At 33.3% G+C, this 20,378-nt stretch carries 20 protein-coding genes, 1 pseudogene and 1 riboswitch; of the genes and pseudogenes, 8 read left to right on the top strand and 13 right to left on the bottom strand.

Translation table 11 applies throughout. The features are described from left to right. Entirely contained in the window at nt 1-1,077 is a 1,077-nt protein-coding gene (locus EV697_RS05335) for a Gfo/Idh/MocA family protein (RefSeq protein WP_132023425.1), read from the top strand. Between the two features lie 118 nt (nt 1,078-1,195). Here EV697_RS05335 and EV697_RS05330 read toward each other — a convergent pair whose 3' ends face one another. The 3 genes from EV697_RS05330 to queC are packed head-to-tail and all read right to left on the bottom strand — an operon-like array spanning nt 1,196 to nt 2,890. Continuing rightward, the gene (locus EV697_RS05330) at nt 1,196-1,816 is read right to left on the bottom strand and encodes a 7-carboxy-7-deazaguanine synthase QueE (protein ID WP_132023423.1); all 621 of its coding nucleotides are present in this window, start codon (nt 1,814-1,816) and stop codon (nt 1,196-1,198) included. Next, nucleotides 1,809-2,237 (bottom strand): 6-carboxytetrahydropterin synthase QueD, encoded by a 429-nt coding sequence (gene queD / locus EV697_RS05325; protein WP_132023421.1) that lies wholly within the window; start codon nt 2,235-2,237, stop codon nt 1,809-1,811. Before queD ends, EV697_RS05330 begins: the two co-directional genes overlap by 8 nt. Continuing rightward, complete coding sequence (gene queC / locus EV697_RS05320) at nt 2,225-2,890, bottom strand: 7-cyano-7-deazaguanine synthase QueC (protein WP_132023419.1); 666 nt, start codon at nt 2,888-2,890, stop codon at nt 2,225-2,227. Before queC ends, queD begins: the two co-directional genes overlap by 13 nt. Before the next feature lie 3 nt (nt 2,891-2,893). After that, nucleotides 2,894-2,938, bottom strand: a riboswitch (PreQ1 riboswitch). A 266-nt stretch (nt 2,939-3,204) separates the two neighbouring features. Here queC and EV697_RS10075 point away from each other — a divergent pair. Both EV697_RS10075 and efeU read left to right on the top strand, forming a co-directional pair. Next, a pseudogene (locus EV697_RS10075) lies at nt 3,205-3,252 on the top strand (hypothetical protein); the annotation flags it as partial. 4 nt (nt 3,253-3,256) lie between these two features. Continuing rightward, nucleotides 3,257-4,027 carry an iron uptake transporter permease EfeU gene (gene efeU, locus EV697_RS05315; RefSeq protein ID WP_207904094.1) on the top strand — a complete coding sequence of 257 codons (771 nt, stop codon included), beginning with the start codon at nt 3,257-3,259 and terminating at the stop codon, nt 4,025-4,027. Nucleotides 4,028-4,093: 66 nt separating this feature from the next. On the opposite strand, the gene EV697_RS05310 is transcribed toward efeU, so the two are convergent. The 9 genes from EV697_RS05310 to hinT all read right to left on the bottom strand — a co-directional run bounded on the left by EV697_RS05310 (nt 4,094) and on the right by hinT (nt 13,102). Continuing rightward, nucleotides 4,094-5,293, bottom strand: coding sequence for a cytochrome-c peroxidase (locus tag EV697_RS05310; RefSeq protein WP_132023417.1), 1,200 nt, complete (start codon nt 5,291-5,293; stop codon nt 4,094-4,096). After that, on the bottom strand, nt 5,280-6,212 hold the full coding sequence (locus tag EV697_RS05305) for a sterol desaturase family protein (RefSeq protein ID WP_132023415.1): 933 nt from the start codon (nt 6,210-6,212) through the stop codon (nt 5,280-5,282). Before EV697_RS05305 ends, EV697_RS05310 begins: the two co-directional genes overlap by 14 nt. Before the next feature lie 12 nt (nt 6,213-6,224). Next, on the bottom strand, nt 6,225-7,226 hold the full coding sequence (locus tag EV697_RS05300) for an imelysin family protein (RefSeq protein ID WP_132023413.1): 1,002 nt from the start codon (nt 7,224-7,226) through the stop codon (nt 6,225-6,227). Continuing rightward, nucleotides 7,223-8,584, bottom strand: coding sequence for a di-heme oxidoredictase family protein (locus EV697_RS05295; protein ID WP_132023411.1), 1,362 nt, complete (start codon nt 8,582-8,584; stop codon nt 7,223-7,225). The genes EV697_RS05300 and EV697_RS05295 overlap by 4 nt, the downstream gene beginning before the upstream one ends. 63 nt (nt 8,585-8,647) lie before the next feature. Beyond that, complete coding sequence (locus EV697_RS05290; protein WP_132023409.1) at nt 8,648-9,997, bottom strand: imelysin family protein; 1,350 nt, start codon at nt 9,995-9,997, stop codon at nt 8,648-8,650. 163 nt (nt 9,998-10,160) lie between these two features. Beyond that, nucleotides 10,161-11,345 carry a 23S rRNA (uracil(747)-C(5))-methyltransferase RlmC gene (rlmC, locus tag EV697_RS05285; protein WP_132023407.1) on the bottom strand — a complete coding sequence of 395 codons (1,185 nt, stop codon included), beginning with the start codon at nt 11,343-11,345 and terminating at the stop codon, nt 10,161-10,163. A gap of 1 nt (nt 11,346) precedes the next feature. Beyond that, on the bottom strand, nt 11,347-12,393 hold the full coding sequence (nagZ, locus tag EV697_RS05280) for a beta-N-acetylhexosaminidase (RefSeq protein WP_132023405.1): 1,047 nt from the start codon (nt 12,391-12,393) through the stop codon (nt 11,347-11,349). A 5-nt stretch (nt 12,394-12,398) separates the two neighbouring features. Continuing rightward, nucleotides 12,399-12,752 carry a YcfL family putative periplasmic lipoprotein gene (locus EV697_RS05275; protein WP_132023403.1) on the bottom strand — a complete coding sequence of 118 codons (354 nt, stop codon included), beginning with the start codon at nt 12,750-12,752 and terminating at the stop codon, nt 12,399-12,401. Then, nucleotides 12,752-13,102: a purine nucleoside phosphoramidase gene (gene hinT / locus EV697_RS05270; RefSeq protein WP_132023401.1), complete on the bottom strand. Its 351-nt coding sequence runs from the start codon at nt 13,100-13,102 to the stop codon at nt 12,752-12,754. The genes EV697_RS05275 and hinT overlap by 1 nt, the downstream gene beginning before the upstream one ends. 248 nt (nt 13,103-13,350) lie before the next feature. On the opposite strand from hinT, the gene focA reads away from it, so the two are divergent. The 5 genes from focA (at nt 13,351) to pflA (ending at nt 19,777) form a co-directional block, all read left to right on the top strand. Further along, complete coding sequence (gene focA, locus EV697_RS05265; RefSeq protein ID WP_132023399.1) at nt 13,351-14,205, top strand: formate transporter FocA; 855 nt, start codon at nt 13,351-13,353, stop codon at nt 14,203-14,205. Between the two features lie 83 nt (nt 14,206-14,288). Continuing rightward, complete coding sequence (gene pflB, locus EV697_RS05260; RefSeq protein ID WP_132023397.1) at nt 14,289-16,601, top strand: formate C-acetyltransferase; 2,313 nt, start codon at nt 14,289-14,291, stop codon at nt 16,599-16,601. Nucleotides 16,602-16,744: 143 nt separating this feature from the next. Then, complete coding sequence (locus EV697_RS05255; RefSeq protein WP_132023395.1) at nt 16,745-17,560, top strand: 5'-nucleotidase, lipoprotein e(P4) family; 816 nt, start codon at nt 16,745-16,747, stop codon at nt 17,558-17,560. 92 nt (nt 17,561-17,652) lie between these two features. Continuing rightward, nucleotides 17,653-18,960, top strand: coding sequence for an IFT57 family protein (locus tag EV697_RS05250; protein ID WP_132023393.1), 1,308 nt, complete (start codon nt 17,653-17,655; stop codon nt 18,958-18,960). Between the two features lie 76 nt (nt 18,961-19,036). Beyond that, on the top strand, nt 19,037-19,777 hold the full coding sequence (pflA, locus tag EV697_RS05245) for a pyruvate formate lyase 1-activating protein (RefSeq protein ID WP_132023391.1): 741 nt from the start codon (nt 19,037-19,039) through the stop codon (nt 19,775-19,777). A gap of 70 nt (nt 19,778-19,847) precedes the next feature. Here pflA and tadA read toward each other — a convergent pair whose 3' ends face one another. Then, nucleotides 19,848-20,354 carry a tRNA adenosine(34) deaminase TadA gene (gene tadA, locus EV697_RS05240; protein WP_132023389.1) on the bottom strand — a complete coding sequence of 169 codons (507 nt, stop codon included), beginning with the start codon at nt 20,352-20,354 and terminating at the stop codon, nt 19,848-19,850. Nucleotides 20,355-20,378 lie beyond the last annotated feature (24 nt).

Here is a 20,378-nt window from a genome sequence, read left to right as displayed (position 1 = left end):
ATGGATAATATAAAAATTTCTTTAATCGGTTGTGGATTTTTTGGACAACAGCTTGCTCTTGGATTTACAAAAGTAGGAGCTAAGTTAGTCGGTGTTACCGATCTTTCTATTGATTTAGCAGAAAATCTGGCTAGTAAATTTGGTGTTAATGCATATGATGATATAGAAACATTGCTACAAGAAACTAAGCCCGATCTTGTATTAATTGCGACACCAAATTATGCTCATAAAGTGCCTGCAATGATGGCATTAAAATATGGTTGCCATATTTTTATTGAAGTGCCTTTTAGTATTCACCAAAAAGACTGTGAAGATATATTGTCATTGGCAAATGAAAAGAAGAGAACTGTTTTTGTCGGCCATCTTTTACGTACATTACCTGGCTTAATGAAGACAAAAGCATTACTTGAGAAGAATGTTCTAGGAAAAATTATGGTGGCGAGAGCTAATCGACAACGTTGGATTGATGATTTTCAAGATAAAAAATGGTGGAAAAATGATGTTAATTTAACTGGTGGAAAATTATTTAATGAAATTCATGAGTTAGATTTGCTTTGTTGGTTATTAGGCGATATTGGTTCTGTCTATGCTCAATCAACAAATAGAGCCCATCCAAATACACCAGATCATCATGACGTTATACAATTATTATTACAATTTAAGAATGGTGTTTTTGCTTCTTTAGAAATGGGGACTGCTTATAGGTTACATGAATGGGGAATTTCTATTTATGGAGAACTTGGTGCATTAGTTGTAAATTTTTTTACTTCAACCGTAACATTGACGTTATCTGATGGTACTAGAGAGCAATTTAATATATATGATGAATTTGAGGCTGATCTATCTTTGAGAGAAAGTGGAAAAGCCACCCAAAAATATAATTCTATCACGAGTCTATCACCACTTTGGTTAAATCGAGCAGTTGAAATCGAAGCTGAAATTGTTTTAAAAAGCCTTTCTAAAAATGATACTAATAATGTCTTAAGTCAAGGTATTATCGACGCTGTTACTGTTGCCTGTGCAGCAAGAAAGTCGATTGAAACACAACAACAAGTAAAAATAGAATATTCTATTTAGCTTTTCTAAAAGCGGTAAGTTCATTACCGCTTTATTTGTTGAGCTATAAAAAATAGTGATTTAAAATTCTATGATTTTTTTTTTATCTCTATTTTATATAAAAAGTTATGTAGTATTATTAATCAATCTTAGCCATTTTATGCGTCTGGATACTTAATTGCCAATGAGGTTTATTTTTTCGTTGGTTTAATATTCCTAATTGAGTAATAGTGTCTAACATATTCATCTTGCCGTTTTCTTCGCAAGGGGATAAATAGTAATGAGTAGCTTGAATGGTTTTTTCAATAAATTGACAAAATTCAATTACATTACCATCAACGACGATTCTAACTTCATGAGCCGTATCAATATGACGTTTTATATATTGTTTTTGATAAATTCGCTTAGGGCTTGTCGCAATATAGTCAATTTGTGGTGGGACATTTTTTAACCCATTGGTTTCTATCGCCAGAAAATAACCATTTTCTTTTAACTTATCAAGTAAAGTTTCTAATTGTGGTTGGATAGTGGGTTCGCCACCAGTAATGATAATATTCTTTGCTGAAAACGACCGCACTTTTGCATAAATTTCTTCAAGACTCATTGTATGAAATTGGTTATAAGGCGTATCACACCAAGGACAAGCTAGATTACATTTTCCAAAACGAATAAAAACACAAGGCATTCCTGTATTAAAGCCTTCGCCTTGCAATGATTCAAAAATCTCAACAATATTGTAAGTAATTGGTTTTTTATTCATTACCATTGTACTCACAATAAGATGTAGGCGTTTCCCATAATCTGATCAAACTAACAGAAAGCCCTAATGAGGTTAAAGTATCAAAAATGTATTTAGCAATTTCTTCGGCTGTTGTTCTTGTTGCTAAGCCAAAGGTTTTTGAATCAAAGCGTTGTAATAATTCAGCGATTTGACATTCTTTTTCGCTGTGTAAATCATATAAAAAAGCATGATCCATTTTATCTAATATATGAGTTTTAACTATTGATTTTAAATCAGCATAATCCATTACCATACCACGTTTTGCACCATTAGAATGTAATTGACCGCTGACTTCAACCTGTAATTTATAGGTATGTCCATGTAGATTTTTACACTTTCCATCATGCCCATCTAGTAAATGTGCCATATCAAAGCTAAATTCTTTGGCTATTTTGAACATGATTGGCGCTCCTTTAAATATTCTTTTAATCCTTTTTCTCTTAGAACACAACTAGGGCAACTACCACAACCACCTTCTACCCCTAAATAGCAAGTATGAGTATGTTCACGAATATAATCAAAGGCACCTAATTTATCTGCTAATGCCCAAGTCTGTTTTTTGGTTAAATACATTAATGGAGTGCGAATATTAAAGTTATAATCCATTGCGAGATTTAAAGTTACATTCATTGATTTAATAAATACATCACGACAATCTGGATAACCACTAAAATCTGTTTCACAAACCCCTGTAAAAATAGTATTAATATTTTGCCCTTTGGCATAAATAGCGGTGTAGAGTAGGAATAACGCATTACGCCCATCAACAAAGGTATTAGGCATATTGTCTTTGTTTTCTATTGTTGCATTTTTATCCATTAAGGCATTATTGGTGATTGCTTTAATGACAGAGGTATCAATAAGCGTTTGTTTGACGCCGAGATCTTGAGCAATCCATTGTGCTTTTTCTAATTCGATAGCGTGTCGTTGACCATATTGAAAAGTAACTACTTCAACATTTTCAACACCAAATTCTTGAATAGCGAGAAATAGGCAGGTAGTAGAGTCTTGACCGCCGGAAAAAATAACGACGGCTTTATTTGAATTTTGCATAATATATCCTTAGTTTTTTTATGTGGGAGGTTCTCGAACCACAGAAAACAGCCTGTTTATTCATTTAACTGACTGTCCAAAATCGAAAGGGGATTATATAGTATGGCGAGATAAAATAAAAATTTTAAGTATAGATTTAATTAGGTTATTAAAATATTAGTATTGTATTTTAAGAAATATTCTTCTTTATTTATAACTTAAATCATATTGCTGAATTTACTAGAACCATTTGATTTTTTTAAGAATAGTATTGATTTGCATTAGCCTATTGAAATTAATATAATGCCGTCTCATGCTTAGAGACGGGAATACTTATGTTAGTTACATTTTTTATAATGTTACGAGAAGGATTAGAGGCGGCATTAATTGTTGCTATTGTGGCGAGTTGTTTTAAAACAAGCGGGGCGTTCCGAGCTGATTTTCAAAGTTTGGATTGGCGTATTTATTGCTGTTCTTTTATGTCTTGGATTAGGTTGGGGGATTTATAAAGGTACTGGTGTTATCCCACAACGTGAACAAGCTATGGTTGCTGGATCTATTGCATTGATTGCGGTAGCGATGATTTCTTATATGATTTTATGGATGAAAAAAGCAAGTCGCTCAATGAAGCAAAATCTGCAAAATTCTGTGTCTTCGGCATTGTCTGCTGACGGTAGTAAAGGCTGGGCTTTGATCGGTATGGCATTTTTAGCGGTTATTCGAGAAGGTATTGAAACCGTGTTCTTTTTACTGGCGATTTTCCAACAAAGTAGCTCTCAATATATGCCACTTGGTGCGGTGTTAGGATTGGGATTTGCTATTATTATTGGCTGGTTAATTTATGAAGGTAGTGTTAGTTTAAATTTAGCCAAATTTTTCCGCTGGACGGGGATTTTCCTTATTTTTGTTGCTGCAGGCTTATTGGCAAGTGCATTTAGGGGATTACATAATGCTGGATTATGGGATTTAGGGCAAGAGGTTGTTTTTAATTGGTCATCAGTACTCAATGAAAAAAGTCCATTTGGTATTTTATTGGGGGGAATTTTTGGTTATACCGATCAACCTACAATCGGCGATTTAAGTTTATATATTGTGTATTTAATACCTGCACTGTTTCTTTTTCTTTATCAATCCAAAGAAAAACGATTACTGAAATGATTATAAAAAAGTGTTGAGCAATAATTATTTGCTCAACACTTTTTAAAGATTGCTGATAGATTTATTTTATTTCTCTTTTTCTTTCTCTTGTTTCATCTTTTCTAGTAACGGCTCATAACGTTTATCAGTTAATGTTTCCATAAAGGCAACCAGAGCATCGACTTTACGATCATTGAGTTTTTTCGCTTGTAGTTTATCCATATTTAGTGTTCCCTCAACTTCTGGCTCTGCCCATTCTTTGCCTGTTTCAGGATTAATTTTATTCTCTGGATTATTGTATTTATCATAAAATAAAACAACGGTTCTTAAATCCTTAAAGACGCCATTGTGCATATAAGGTGCGGTGATGGCGATATTTCGTAGCGTTGGAACTTTAAATTTACCTTGTTGTGCCATTTTTTCTTTTTCATCAGTAATAGTTGGATTCTTCGCTAGTCCTGTATCTTTAAAATCCTTAGCTAATTTATTTAAGCGGATCATTTCAGGATTACTAGGGACGCCAATATTATGATATTCATAATTAGTAAAGGTTTCATTTTTTAGATCTTCTCGCTTTTCTAAGGAATGGCATTCCATACATTTTAAATTATTGTTAGAAAAAAATAAGGTACGTCCAAGATCTTCTAATAAGGTTAATTCATATTCCCCTCGTAGATAGCGATCATATTTTGAATCAAATGGGGCAAAAATGTCTGTTTTTTCATAGTTTGCTATGGCATCTTTCATTGCCATATAGGCAGTATCGGTAGAATCCCATACCTCTTGACCATATAGTTTAATAAAATTATCACGGTAGATAGGTTTCGCTTTAATTCTATTGATCACTTCAGCTTCATTTGCCATTGCCATTTCAACTGGGTTGACTGGCGGTCCACCCGCTTGCTCGGCTAAATTGGCAGCTCTACCATCTAGAAATTGTCCACCAATATATTCATTTTTTTTACTATTAAAGTGGAATTTCGGGGAGAATTTGGCATAGGCAGCAGTCGGTGTATTACGATCGCCGAAAGAATGCTCATCACTACCTTGAGAGGCGATACCATTAGCAACGGTTTTTCTGTTGTCAGTATAAGCATGATCAGGATTGTGACAAGTCGCACAACTTTGATTTTGATAAAAAGATAAGTCTTTATCAAAAAATAATTTTTCCCCGAGTTCAGACTTACTTAAGGTTTGAGTGGTATTTGGGGTGGCGAATGCTGTATTTATAAGACTAAAACAAACGAGCAGACTTAATGTTGAATAAAACGAATTATATTTTTTCATGTTTTCTTTTCCACAATGTTTTACAATCAATAAATGGTCTAATCAATAGGTTTGTTAGACCAGAATATCTTTTGGCTAGTTTTTTAGGAAAACCATATTGGGTTGGTTTATTTATATTTTCTGATAATTGCAATGTGCCAAATAGTCGATCAAATATACCTAAATAACCGCCATAATTCTTTGAGCAATATTTATAGGTATGGTGTAGCTGATGTTGTGCTGGGGAAATAAACCAGCGTTCAAGGAATTTTGGATAGCGTAAGTAAATATGAGAATGGCGTAAATTGCTACCAATTAATGACATCCCCCAAATAAACGCATTTGTTCCACCTATCATATAAAGACTAAGCCCTGATCCGAATAGCCATAAAAATAGACCTGTAACAATGCCAGCGGTGAAAGCATAGCGTAATCCAAAAAGAAAATTCTCAACAGGATGGACTCGATAAAAAGTCAAGGGTGTTAATATTTCGGCACTATGATGGACTTTATGAAATTGCCAAAGTAGCGGAACAGTATGTAACCAGCGATGTAACCAATAGCGACTAAATTCACTCGAAATAAATAATGTAATAGTATAGAGCAATGAGATTGTTAACGCTGAAAATTGCAGATGTAAAGGCGTATGTATTTTTAATAATAGCAGATTTACATATAATGTTACTGTTTTTGCTGATAGTAATAAGGGGAGTAATATATATAACTTTATTAGCCATACTGCAATAAAATAACGATAATCAAGTAATGCACTGGGGTGTAACCAATATGCCTTAAGTTCACCATAAATGGTATTGATATGTGTAACTTTAGGTTTAGGTTGAACCCAATAATAAACTAAAGAAATTCCGAACGCACTTAGTAGATATAACCAATATATGCGTTGTTCGGGATTTAATAAATAATCATCAAATATATGCACGTATTACCTTAATTAATCGCCATCAGCTTCTAAAATTTTTGCTATAACAGGTAATGCTTGAATTAGATCGTTATAGTAGATACTTTGTAGTTTCCCTACTGCTTGGTACAGCTTGGTATTTTGTAGGTTTTCGTTATTCAATGTATTTATTTCTATAAAAGCATTATTCATAGCTGTTTGTGCGTCAGATAACTGTTTTTGTGCTGCATAAATATCAGCTATTTCAACAAAATTTGGATAGTCTTGGGGCATAATTAGTTGGCTTTGCGTTTGTAAAATCTTGTTAATTGATTTTACACTTAAGCCACTTAGAAAGTATTCATTGCGGCGATTATCAGGTTGATTGAGATATTTTTTTGTTAATCCTGCTGGATCACCGATTCTCCAATCTTTTAATTGTAATGTCTGATTTGCTAATACATTAGCAAGCATTGAAAGTGCAGAATCTCTTGCACTTAAGAAATCATTACGCTTTTCTTGATAGACGTTTAAAATATCAGTTAGACGTTCACAAATATTATGGTTTATCGATTGTGCTATCGCTAATTTTCGTGAGGATAATGTGTTCTCTGCATAGAGAATAGCTTCTAGCGCATTGATTGTATTATAGGAATATTTATATAAAGCTGTTTTGGGTTCAGAGGTACTTTTTAATACTTTCTGCATTTGTTCATTAATATTTTCATTTCCTATATGGAAGATATCTATATATCTTGGATAGTCAATAGCGTATTGATCAAGATCTCCCGCAATATAGGTGGCTTGTACAGCTTTCCATCCCATTACTAATTTTGCAAAATTATCCTCAATTTTTTTCTGGCGAATACCCGCAGTGGATTGTGATAAGCTATCTTCTAAAGTATGGCATTGTTGGATCGCATTTTCTGTATTCTTTACAATAACATTATCATACATTGAGGCTAATGCTTCATTTTGTTGTGCATTTGGATCTTTAATAAAGACTAATACCAAAATAACCATAATAAGTGCGGTAAAAATAAAAATTTTTTTCATAATGACTCCACAAATTCAAGCAATGCTTGTCGATCTTCTTTGCTTAATTGTTTAAATTTTTCTGTTGATGATTCACTTTCACCTGAATGCCATAAAATAGCTTCTGTAAGGTTTCTTGCTCGACCATCATGTAATAATAAAAAGCCTTCTCTTACTTTTGCCCCAATTCCCCATAATGCAGCGGTTCGCCAATCTTGAGGAGTGGCTTCAAATTCAGGTCTATTATCACTTAATTCTTTACCCATATCATGTAATAGCATATCCGTATAAGGATAAAATACAATGTTATCTTTCGTTTTTTGCATCGGTTGATGGCATTCTGCACAGCCTATATTTTCAAAAATATTCTTTCCTTTTGAATATTTAGGATTATCTTTAATGTTAGCGGGGGACTTTATGTTTTCAAGATAAAAGGCAATCGCATTTAAACGAACTAAAGGAAGATCTAATCGTCCTTGTGGTGAATTTCTTGAAGGGGTTGCATTTAAGCAATCAACTTGTATTTTGGTACAGGTTTCAGTGGGGAAAAAAGGATTGGTTAGACCCATATCATTAACGGCGGCATCTGCGGTTTGCATTCGGATACTACTTTGTGCAGCTTTATAACCAAATCGTCCAATTTCTCGCTTTTTATGGTAAGGGTTATATACCCATTGGACTTTGCCTTTTACAAGTGAGGCAGTCTTTTTTTGTTTTTCTGCTGTTGAAATAATATCTTTATCAGGAATTTTAGCTAATAATCCTAAACCAATTAATAATGGGGCAATACGTAGGCTTATTTTTGTATCAGGATCTAATCGGCCGTAATTTAATTCTGTGAGTTTACCTTCAGGTCTGCGTAATTCAATTATTGTGCCATCAGTAAGTTTTTCTTGATGATTGTGCCATAAAATATCAGGTTTTGCTTCAAAAGGTATTGTTCCTGTCGCATTAATGGCTATTTGTGGGCCATAAACAGGATCGGGCATTGTTGAGGTGTTTTTAGGGCGTAAATGATGTTTGCTAGGCTGAGAAAGTTTAAATACTAATGTACGTTGAATATAACTATTGTTAGATATTTTTGATTTATGGTGTTTTTCGCTATGGCAAGCAATACAAGCATTTGCATTAAATAATGGTCCTAGCCCATCTCGTGCAGTTGTTGCACTTGGTGAGGCAACCCAGGGAATACTAAAAAATGATCGTCCCAACATAAAAGTGTCTTGCTCTGTATCAGTAAGCCCTGAAATTGGTTTATGAGAAGGAAGTATTGTTCGGTTCTCAAAAATACTATTACTGGCAAAACAATAGGAGGAGATAGAAAATAATATTGTGCTGATAATAAAACGAGTAGAGAGAGTATTCGTAATTGGAATCATTAAGTTGTCCTACATCAAAAAGAAATTGGCAGCTGACGCTGCCAATTTTTATTAGAGATGAGATTATTTTTCGTAATCGTGATTTTCTTCGCTATCTGTTACATCAGTAGTAGTTAAACTAATACCATAGTTTTTAGCAACAGTTACCATTTTATCGCCTAAACGACGTAGTTCATTTTTCAAGCTCACGATATTTTGTGCTTCAGCTTTATTTTCTGGATGAACTTGGTAATCAAAATGCATTGTTGTTTTTGCTAAATGATCAATTTTGGCAATTCGAGCATTTATATTTTGAAGCATTTTTTCTACTTCCGCTTTATCTTGACTATTTAATACATCTATTGGTGCTTTACCAATTTTTTTATTATTGAATTTACCAAGCAACACATTTTCAAAACCTAAATAGTTTTGAGCAATATCACGGTGAGTATTGTCCGAGAAACAAGAATGTTCATCTTCTTCACTTGGTGTTAAAACTGCTACGGCGATACGCTCATTCGCTAATTCAGATTTAATAAACATACCCATTCCAATGAAGATATTTCTAAGTGCATCGGTTGTGGCGATATTTTCTTTACTTTTATCACCTGTTAATTTACCCATCAATGCTTGACGATATTCACCATCTGGTGTCCAAGCGCTATAAATAACTTCTAAATCTTGTACTAACTTATTTGTTGCTGCTTTTAAGTAATCAAGACGGCGTTGAGCAAATTTATCTGTTGTGAAGTCAGTTAATGGACGTTGACCCGCTGTCATTGGACCATGTGTTATTTTATCTTCAATAAAATTATTATAGTCTTGATCTTGACCCCATAGTAAGAACTCAATAGCGTGATAACCTGAAGCAACATTTGCTTCACCGCCATTTTCATTCAGTTCAGTGATAATATCTTCATTGATTGTATCTACATTCACAGCTTTCGGATCTTCTCCACCTGGATTAAATTCCCCTTTGCTGTCAATAATATTACCACTGGTTTTTTTGCCTTCTGCATCAATGGTATAGTCGATCATATTCTCATCAAGAGGCCACGCATTGATTTGTCCTTCTTTATTACCATATTTTGCTTCTACCCAACCTTCTTCAGCATCAATAGGACCTTGAGAAAGACGAAATATTTCAGATTGACCATAAGATTCTCTTGAATCTCTCCAAGCTTGTTTTGCCGCTTCTAATGTTTTTTCTGTAGGATTTTTTGCAAAAGTATTGATTGCTTGTTGAAGTTTTTTAGCATCTTGTAAACTTGATGAGTAAGATAATTCGGCAATTTTTGAATAAGTGTCTAGAAAAGATTGAGCTTGTGAAACTTGTGTGGTTGTTAGTTCTGTCGCTGCTTCAGCTGTTAATGTTACTGTATTTATTGCTAAGCCCACACATACTGCTAGGGTTAATTTTCTTAATTTTGACATTGAATTGTCTCCTTTATATTTAATTTATTGATAGGTTTTAAAAACCATAACGATAACCATTATCAATATGATATTATAAATGTCAAGGATTATGATTGTTGTACATATCTTAATCTGCTTATATTTTATTCTATTAGTGTGTGTTTTATAGGTTGAATTATGGCTATTTTTTATCTGAACTAATTGTTAGTAAAGTCAGTACCTCATAATGTTCCGTATGTGGAAACATATCAAATAACTGGATTTTTTCTATTTTATAATTAGCTAAATAAGTGAGATCTTTTGCCATTGTAGTGGCATTACAACTGGAATAGAGAATAAAGTGCGGTTGTAATTGATTAAGAAATTCAGCGAGTGGTTTGCCAATACCTCGTCTAGGTGGATTGACAATCACAAGATCGGGTTGTTGATTTTGATCTAACGAAAATTTAGTTACATCAAGAGATTGAAATTTGACGTTATTTAAAGCTAATTTTTTAGCAGATAATGTGGCGGAATAAATAGCAGAGGGGGATATTTCAATACCAGTTAATTCAATATTGATATTTTTTTCTTGTAAAATTTTGGCACAATGTAAACCAAATCCCCCAACACCACAAAAAAGATCCCATAGGCGATGAATAGGTAAATCTTTTATCCATTGCTGTGCTGTGCCATATAATTCTTCAGCAACAAGGGGATTCGTTTGAAAGAAACCTTGAGGGCGGATAAATAAAGGAATTTGGTTAAATTGTTCTTCTAAAACTTGTTGTTCTGTAAGAAAAATTTCTTTTTCTCCTTCAAGTATGGCGGCGTGTTGTGGTTGAATATTTAAGCTGATTACTTTTGCTTGGGGTAGCTTTGTAAGTAATCCATTAATTTCACGTTGAATAAGGGGCAATTTGATTTCTGAGCGTAGCACAAAGCGGATCATCACATCATCGTCATATTGACTTTGTGTGAGTAAAATATATTTTAATTCGCCCTTTTGCTTTTTGATGTTATAAGGTACAAGTCCTGCTCTGGCGATAAAATCTTTTAAAACAGGAAAAATTGCTTGAAACTGTGTAGGATAGAGTGGGCAATCACAGAGATCCACGGCACTTTGTGAGTCATTAGGATCTTGTAATATACCTAAAATGGGTCTTTCTACGTTACCGCTTACTACCATTTTGGCTTTATTGCGAAAATGAGTTAAAGATGACTGACAGGGCGACAAGTAATTTTCTTCTGAAAATTTGACCGCACTTAGTAATTTTTCTAAATGTTGTTCTTTTTCTTGTAGTTGTTGTCCATAGTTTTTTTCTAACCATTGACAAGAACGGCAATCACCTTTTAGATAATGCTCGCAATTAATCGCTAAATTCATATTATCTTTGGCTCGCTAACCAATCTTGTTGAAGTGCGGTCAGATTTTTATGATTTTTTATCCAACGTTCTGTTTTTTGTAATTCTGATAAGCTAAATGTTTTACGTTTGTATAGTTTTTGTAATCTGCTTTGACGTAAATTAAAGGTTGTTTGAGCTTCAGCGAGTTTTAAATTATCTAATACTTGGATAACCCCTTCTCGCTCATTACATAGGAGCAGTAGATCACAACCAGCATTTAACGCTTTTTCACTACGAGCAACAAAATCACCCATAAAACCAGCTCCTTTCATACCTAAATCATCAGAGAATATTGTTCCTTGAAATCTGAGCTTTTGTCGTAATATATTTTTTAGCCAATACTTTGAGCCACTTGCAGGTTGATCATCACATTGAGAATAAATCACATGAGCTGGCATAATCGCATCAAGTAGATTATTTTCAATTAATTGTTGGAATGGTTGAATATCATAGTTAAAGATAGTGGTTTCACTACGCTCATCAACTGGGGTTTCTAAATGAGAATCCGCTATGACTTGACCATGTCCTGGAAAATGCTTTCCTGTTGCGGGCATACCTACTTGGTGCATTCCTTGAATAAATGCACTAGCTAGTTGGACAGTGGAAGTAACATCATTATGAAAACTACGATCGCCAATAGCTTTACATTGATGTCCTAAATCTAACACAGGGGCAAAACTTAAATCAATATCAAGAGCGGTCATTTCTGACGCCATTTGCCAACCTGCTTCTTGTGCTATTTTTGATTGTTGCTCAGGATCTTTAATCAGTGAGGCAAAAGATTGCATTGCTGGAAGTTGTGTAAAACCTTCCCGAAAACGTTGTACCCGTCCGCCTTCTTGATCAACAGTAATCAATAAAGGTTTTTTTACATTTTTACGAATAGATTTAATTAAGGCTTGAAGTTGTTCTATATCATAAAAATTACGGGTAAATAAAATCAATCCCGCTACTAATGGGTGGGTTAGAAGTTCTATTTCTTCCTGTTGTAGCTCTTGTCCAGCTAAATCAATTAATAATGTTGACATAATAGTTATTTCAAACGCAGGTAAAGACGATAATTTACGCTATTTTCTGTTGGTGGCTGTAGTGATAACTCCGTTTTCTGTTGTGGTTTTAGGATAATTGTTGCAGTTTGTCCAACATCATTGCCTTGAGTGACACCATTTTTGTTGTACCAAAAAAAATGATAATTAACAGATATAGCATTATTACTGATATTTTTTATCCAAGCTTGAGATAGCGATGTTTTGACATCAACAAGTGTGGCTAAATCAGAATCTATATTTAAAATAGGTTGTTTATCATTACTTAAAGGGGAAGTATTACTTGAGCCACAAGCTACTAATCCGAAAGTAATCGCAATTATTAAGAATATTTTTTTCATTATTTAGCCAACATTTTACCAAGAGGCTCACCACCAAGTAGGTGCATATGTAAATGGAATACTTCTTGTCCGCCGTGTTTATTGCAATTAATGATTAATCTATAACCATCTTCTGCAATCCCTTCTTCTTGTGCTAATTTAGCAGCGGTTGTAAAGAGACGACCTAATATTCTTTCGTCTTGTTCTGTCACATCATTGACAGTGGGAATAATATGATTAGGAATAATTAAAATATGAGTTTTGGCTTGTGGAGCGATATCACGAAAAGCGGTAACAAATTCATCTTGATAGACGATATTAGCAGGAATTTCTTTACGAATAATTTTGCTGAAAATAGTTTCTTCTGCCATAAAAGGCTCCTTAATATCTATAATGGAATCATTTTAACTGTATTTTTATCAGAAAAGATCGAAAATAGCAATTTGCTTATGTTTTGTTGTATAATAATGTTAACAAAGTGAGTTTTCAACTTAGTATGTTAATGGTTTGTTAAAATGTTTAACATATTGTTACTATTTATAAAAATTAACATTTTTTAGTTTAAAGTTTTACTCGAATATTTTAAAATATAAGAAATGTAATTCTTCAGAGATATTTCATGAAAAATGAAAATTCATTCAGTTTGATAGCAACCCCTGCAGAAATGGTTAACATTGGCAGAGATGCGGGTGCTTACAAAGCAAGTAAAAAACAATTTTACTCTTTTTTGTCTGCTATATCAGCGGGTGCCTTTATTGCACTTGCTTTCGTTTTTTATACCACAACACAAACAGGACTTAATGGCACATCTTGGGGATTGGCTAAACTCGTTGGTGGAATAGTTTTTTCCTTAGGTGTGATAATGGTTGTGGCTTGTGGTTCAGAATTATTTACCTCTTCAACAATGTCAACAGTTGCCCGAGTTGAAAATAAAATTACCACATTACAGATGCTACGTAATTGGGCAGTAGTTTATTTTGGCAATTTTATTGGGGCTACGTTTATTGTCGCATTGATTTGGTTTGCAGGGCAAACTATGGCAGCAGATGGTCAATGGGGATTAACGATTTTAAAAACGGCACAACATAAAATTCATCATACTTGGTTCGAAGCATTTTGTTTAGGTATATTATGCAACATTATGGTTTGTATTGCAGTGTGGATGACCTATGCAGGCAAAACATTAACAGATAAAGCTTTTATTATGATTTTACCGATTGCTATGTTTGTAGCCTCTGGCTTTGAACATAGTGTCGCTAATATGTTCATGATCCCAATGGGAATGATTACGGCACATTTTAGCTCCACTGAATTTTGGCAAGCTATCGGCTTATCGCCTGAGCAGTTTGCTGATTTAGATGTATATCATTTTATTATAAAGAATTTAATTCCTGTGACCTTAGGAAATATTGTCGGTGGTGGTATTTGCATTGCATTAATGCAATGGTTTACAAATAGACCAAGTTCACACTAATTATTTCAGGCGTAAAAGCGGTATAATTTATTACCCTTTTACATATCAAGTTTATTTACTTAGAGAGAAAGGAAGTTATTACGATGACTCAATTAACAGAAGCTCAACAACAAGCGTGGGAAGGGTTTGCCGCAGGTGAATGGCAAACAGAAGTCAATTTACGTGACTTTATCCAAAAGAACTATACACCTTATGAGGGCGACGAATCATTCTTAGCAGGCGCAACTGATGCGACTACGGCGTTATGGAATGATGTAATGGAAAAAATCAAAGTAGAAAATAAAACACACGAACCTTATGATATTGACTGTGATACTCCGTCAACTATTACATCACATGCCCCAGGTTATATTAATAAAGATCTTGAAAAAATCGTTGGTTTACAAACTGATGCCCCATTAAAACGTGCTATTATGCCTTATGGTGGGATAAAAATGGTTAAAGGTTCATGCCAAGTTTATCGTCGTGAACTTAAACCTGAAGTGGAACATATTTTTACTGAATACCGTAAAACACATAACCAAGGTGTTTTTGATGTTTATACACCAGATATTTTACGTTGCCGTAAATCAGGGGTAATTACTGGTTTACCTGATGCCTATGGTCGTGGTCGTATTATCGGTGACTATCGTCGTGTTGCAGTATATGGTATTGATTTCTTAATGAAAGATAAATTTAAACAATTTACTTCATTACAAGCCAAATTAGAATCTGGTGAAGACATTCAAGCAACTATCCAATTACGTGAAGAAATTACTGAGCAACATCGTGCATTAGGCAAAATGAAAGAAATGGCTGCGTCTTATGGTTATGATATTTCAGGGCCTGCAAAGAATGCACAAGAAGCGGTTCAATGGACATATTTTGCTTACCTTGCTGCCGTTAAATCACAAAATGGTGCGGCAATGTCATTTGGTCGTGTATCAACTTTCTTAGATATTTATATTGATCGTGATTTAAAAGCAGGAAAAATTACAGAACAAGAAGCGCAAGAATTAATCGATCATTTAGTAATGAAATTGCGTATGGTTCGTTTCTTACGTACTCCGGAATACGATCAATTATTCTCTGGTGACCCTATGTGGGCAACAGAAACTCTTGCAGGTATGGGCCTTGATGGTCGTACATTAGTAACAAAAACCAGTTTCCGTATTTTAAATACGCTTTACACAATGGGACCATCACCAGAACCAAACTTAACTATTCTTTGGTCTGAGCAATTACCAGATGGCTTTAAACGTTATTGTGCAAAAGTATCTATTGATACTTCATCTGTTCAATATGAAAACGATGATTTAATGCGTCCTGATTTTAACAGTGATGATTATGCGATTGCTTGTTGTGTGAGCCCAATGATTGTCGGTAAACAAATGCAATTCTTTGGTGCACGTGCAAACTTAGCAAAAACAATGCTCTATGCAATTAATGGTGGCGTTGATGAAAAGTCAGGTATGCAAGTTGGACCTAAATCAGATCCAATTACTGATGATGTATTAGATTTTGATACAGTAATGGCTCGTATGGATTCTTTTATGGATTGGTTAGCTACACAATATGTTACTGCATTAAATATTATTCACTTTATGCACGATAAATACGCTTATGAAGCTTCATTAATGGCTCTTCATGATCGTGATGTTTATCGTACAATGGCTTGTGGTATTGCTGGACTTTCAGTTGCTGCAGACTCTTTAGCTGCGATTAAATATGCGAAAGTTAAACCTGTTCGTGGTGATATTAAAGATGCAGAAGGTAAAGTCATTGCCTCTAATGTCGCGCTAGACTTTGAAATCGAAGGGGAATATCCACAATTCGGTAATAATGATAACAGAGTTGATGAAATTGCTTGTTACTTAGTTGAAAGTTTTATGAAGAAAATTCAAAAACATAAAACATATCGCAATGCGGTTCCTACACAATCAGTTCTTACTATTACTTCTAACGTCGTATATGGTAAGAAAACAGGTAATACCCCAGATGGACGTCGTTCTGGTGCACCATTTGGGCCAGGTGCTAACCCTATGCACGGACGTGATCAAAAAGGTGCGGTTGCTTCATTAACTTCAGTTGCTAAACTTCCATTTGCTTATGCGAAAGATGGTATTTCATATACTTTCTCAATCGTACCAAACGCATTAGGTAAAGATTACGAAGCACAAAAACGTAACTTAGCAGGATTGATGGACGGTTACTTCCATCACGAAGCAACTGTTGAAGGTGGACAACATTTAAATGTTAATGTCTTAAACCGTGAAACTTTATTAGATGCTGTGGAAAATCCTGAAAAATATCCACAATTAACTATTCGTGTTTCTGGTTATGCAGTACGTTTTAACTCATTAACACCTGAACAACAACGTGATGTAATTACTCGTACATTTACAGAAGCGTTATAATCAAAGTAAAGTGAATAGCGAATGGATAATATGAAAATTATTATCTTGTCCTAATCAAATAAAGGGAACATTGTATTAATTAATACAATGTTCCCTTGTTTTTTTATGTAACATAAAATTTAGATTAATAGAAAGAGGTTTTTATGAAAAATTTAAAAAAAGTTGTTATTTCATTAGCTGCGGTATGTGTATTAGCGGCTTGTAGTAATACATCAAATATTGATCAATATGAACATAAATTAGAACAACAGGCAGTATTAGGCATTAACTGGATGCAAGAGTCTGGAGAATATCAAGCATTAGCCTATCAGGCATTTAATACAGCGAAAATTGCTTTTAATAATGCTAAAGTGAAAAAGAATAAGAAAAAAGCCGTCGTTGTCGATCTTGATGAAACTATGGTAGATAACAGTGCTTATGCCGGTTGGCAAGTTAAAAATAATAAAAACTTTGCTAGTGCAGATTGGACAAGATGGGTGAATGCTCGTGAAACTCAAGCAATACCGGGTGCCGTAGAATTTAATAACTATGTGAACAAATATGGTGGTAAAGTTTTCTATGTTTCTAATCGTAAAGATAAAAACGAAAAAGCTGGCACATTAGACGATATGAAAAAACTAGGGTTTGAAGGAGCAACAGAAGAAACTCTTTATTTGAAAAAAGATACCTCAAACAAAGTCGCTCGTTTTGCTGAAATTGAAAAACAAGGCTATGAAATCATCCTTTATGTTGGGGATAATCTAAATGATTTTACTGGTGAAACTTATCATAAACCAAATGTGGAACGCCGTGCATTTGTGGCAGCTAATAGCAAAGAATTTGGACGTAAATTTATTGTATTACCAAATCCAAATTATGGTGACTGGGAAGGCGGATTAGCAAAAGATTATTATAAAGGCAGCTTAAAAGATCGCTATGATGCTCGTATGAATGCCATTAAAGCTTGGGGTGGTAAATAGTTTTATTAGATAATAATATTTGTTAAATAATAAACAACCATTTTTGTTGTATGATGAAAGTGGTTGTTTTTTTATAATTAAGGGTAATGGTGATGTTAAGGTATTATTCTATATTATTGGGATTGCATTTATTTTTTGGGGTTGATAATAATTATCTAATTATTGCCATGGCTGTAACGGGGTTTATTTTATTTAATATAGAAAAAATAAAGATACCGTTAGTAAGAGCCATAATGATGCTAACTAATTATAAAATTTGGAAAATGCATAAGTATATTGAATCTTTTGTAGGAGTGATTTTTGTTATAGTATTAACACTTTGTTTATATTACTATTTATCTAATATAAATAAAAATAAAATTTCTTACAGAGAAATAAATAGTTTTTTATTCTTATTTTTTCCTATAATAAATTATTTCGTTGTATCGATTAGCTTAGATATAAGTAAAAAAATACTAGAGCAATTAAATAAGTCGGCTTTTATTGTATTTTCTTCTTTATTAGTTGTTATGGGATATTGGGGATATTACGCTATTACGGATGATATTGTTAGAATATTAGAGTTTGATTATAAAAATTTTGATTTCTTATTTCTTTCTAGTTTTTCTATTTATTATATTCTTTACTTAATAATTGTTAAGTTATCTATTCTTTTTGTTATACTTGTTTCTGAGTTAATTCTAATAGCCATTTTTTTAAAAAAGTTTAATAAAGAGATTACGATAAAATTTTTTGTAATAAGTATTTTTTGGTTATTTTGGGGTGGGTATTCACATCCTATGTTAGAGCGTATGATAGAAGGGCAATATACAGATATTATAATTAAAAATTCAATAGTTGAGTTTTCGTATAAAGCTCCTCCTAAAAAGTGTGTAAAATTTTTTAATGAAACTCAAAAAAAATCACTATCTGAAGAAATAAAAGAACTTTTAGGAAAATTTGAAAATATTAATGATTTTTATAAAAATATTCCCTCTCAGCTAGAGGAATTTAAAAGATATAAAGAGTTTAATAATCAACTTTCTTCAGAAATTAATAATATTTTGGATAGTATAATATCTAAAATCGGAAAAGAAATGGAAGAAAGTTCTACTACAATTAAAAATAAAGAAAAAAAGAGGGTGAATATACTAGAGCAAATTAAGACTTTTGATGGTTATAGAGAATTAGGAACTATTCTAGAAAACCTAGAAAATATTAAAAAGGAGATTGATAGTATTAAAAGTAATGAAAAAGATAAAATCAAAGAGATTTTAAATAATGCTTATCAAGATTTAAAAGAAAGCGAAAAAACTCGAATTTATTTTCTTTCTACTAATGAAATTTCTGTTGCAAGATATAATGAAAATAAAGGATATATATTTACAATAGAAAAATGTGATTCTAATTCGGAGCAATAAACTCAAATAAACACTAATAATACATAAAAGAATGGTTTATAATGGGCGATTAGATTTTTTATTATAGGAAAGTAATATGTCGGTAGTTGCACGTTACCATTCTTATGAATCCTGTGGGGCGGTGGATGGTCCAGGGATTCGTTTTATTTTGTTTTTGCAAGGCTGTTTAATGCGTTGTAAATATTGTCATAATCGTGATACGTGGGATCTTCACGGCGGAAAAGAAATTACCGTTGAAGAATTAATGAAAGAAGTGATTACTTATAAACCCTTTATGAATGCAACGGGGGGCGGTGTTACTGCTTCTGGTGGGGAAGCGATTTTGCAGGCGGAGTTTGTGCGTGATTGGTTTCGTGCTTGCAAAGAAGTAGGGATTAATACTTGCTTGGATACTAATGGTTTTGTACGTCGTTATGATAATGTTATTGATGAATTAATTGATGTAACAGATTTGGTTTTATTAGATTTGAAAGAACTTAATGATACAGTCCATCAAAACTTAATTGGTGTATCCAATAAACGTACTTTGGAATTTGCAAAATATTTAGAAAAACGTAATCAGTTAGTATGGATACGCTATGTTGTTGTGCCAGGTTATACCGATTCTGATGAAGATGTACATAAGTTAGGGCAATTTATTCAAGGTATGAAAAATATTGAGAAAGTTGAGCTACTTCCTTATCATCGACTGGGAGCACATAAGTGGGCAACTTTTGGGGAAAAATATGAGTTAGAAGATGTACTTCCTCCGACAAAAGAATCTTTAAATCATATTAAAGATATTCTTGAAAGTTATGGGCAAACAGTAAAATTCTAAAAGGAAAGCAACCTAAGGGTTGCTTTCTTTATGTCAAAGTGCGGTATTTTTTTAGATAATTTTAAAAATTTTATTGTATCGTTTTTTCTTTTTCTAATCGCTTTTGTTGTTTCTTTGCTTCCCGTCTTTTTTGAAAAAATTGACTAAGTTTTTGGCTGCATTCTCGTTCAAGTACGCCAGAAGTGATTTCAACAATATGATTCATTTTATAATCATCAAAAAAATGAAATCTTGAACCTACTGCACCTGTTTTATAGTCCGATGCTCCAAAAACTAATCGTTTAATACGACTATGTAAAATTGCCCCAGCACACATAGTACAAGGCTCTAAGGTAACATAAAGTGTTAGGTTGAGTAGTCGATAATTTTGAATTTTTTGACCCGCATTACGCAATGCGATAATTTCAGCGTGAGCAGTTGGGTCAGAATTAGTTATGGATAAATTCCAACCTTCACCAACGATATTACCTTGTTCATCAACCAAGACTGCACCCACAGGAATTTCGCCTAAGGCTTCGGCTTTATCAGCTAATGACAAGGCATAATTCATCATTTTTTCATCAAAATCTGTTTCCATATTTCAGTCATTCTTTATTTAAAT

Origin of the sequence: Bisgaardia hudsonensis (assembly GCF_004345785.1) — a bacterium.
GTDB classification, from domain to species: domain Bacteria; phylum Pseudomonadota; class Gammaproteobacteria; order Enterobacterales; family Pasteurellaceae; genus Bisgaardia; species Bisgaardia hudsonensis.
Note: the sequence above shows the minus strand (reverse complement) of the source record. Positions and strands in the feature narration are given on the sequence as shown.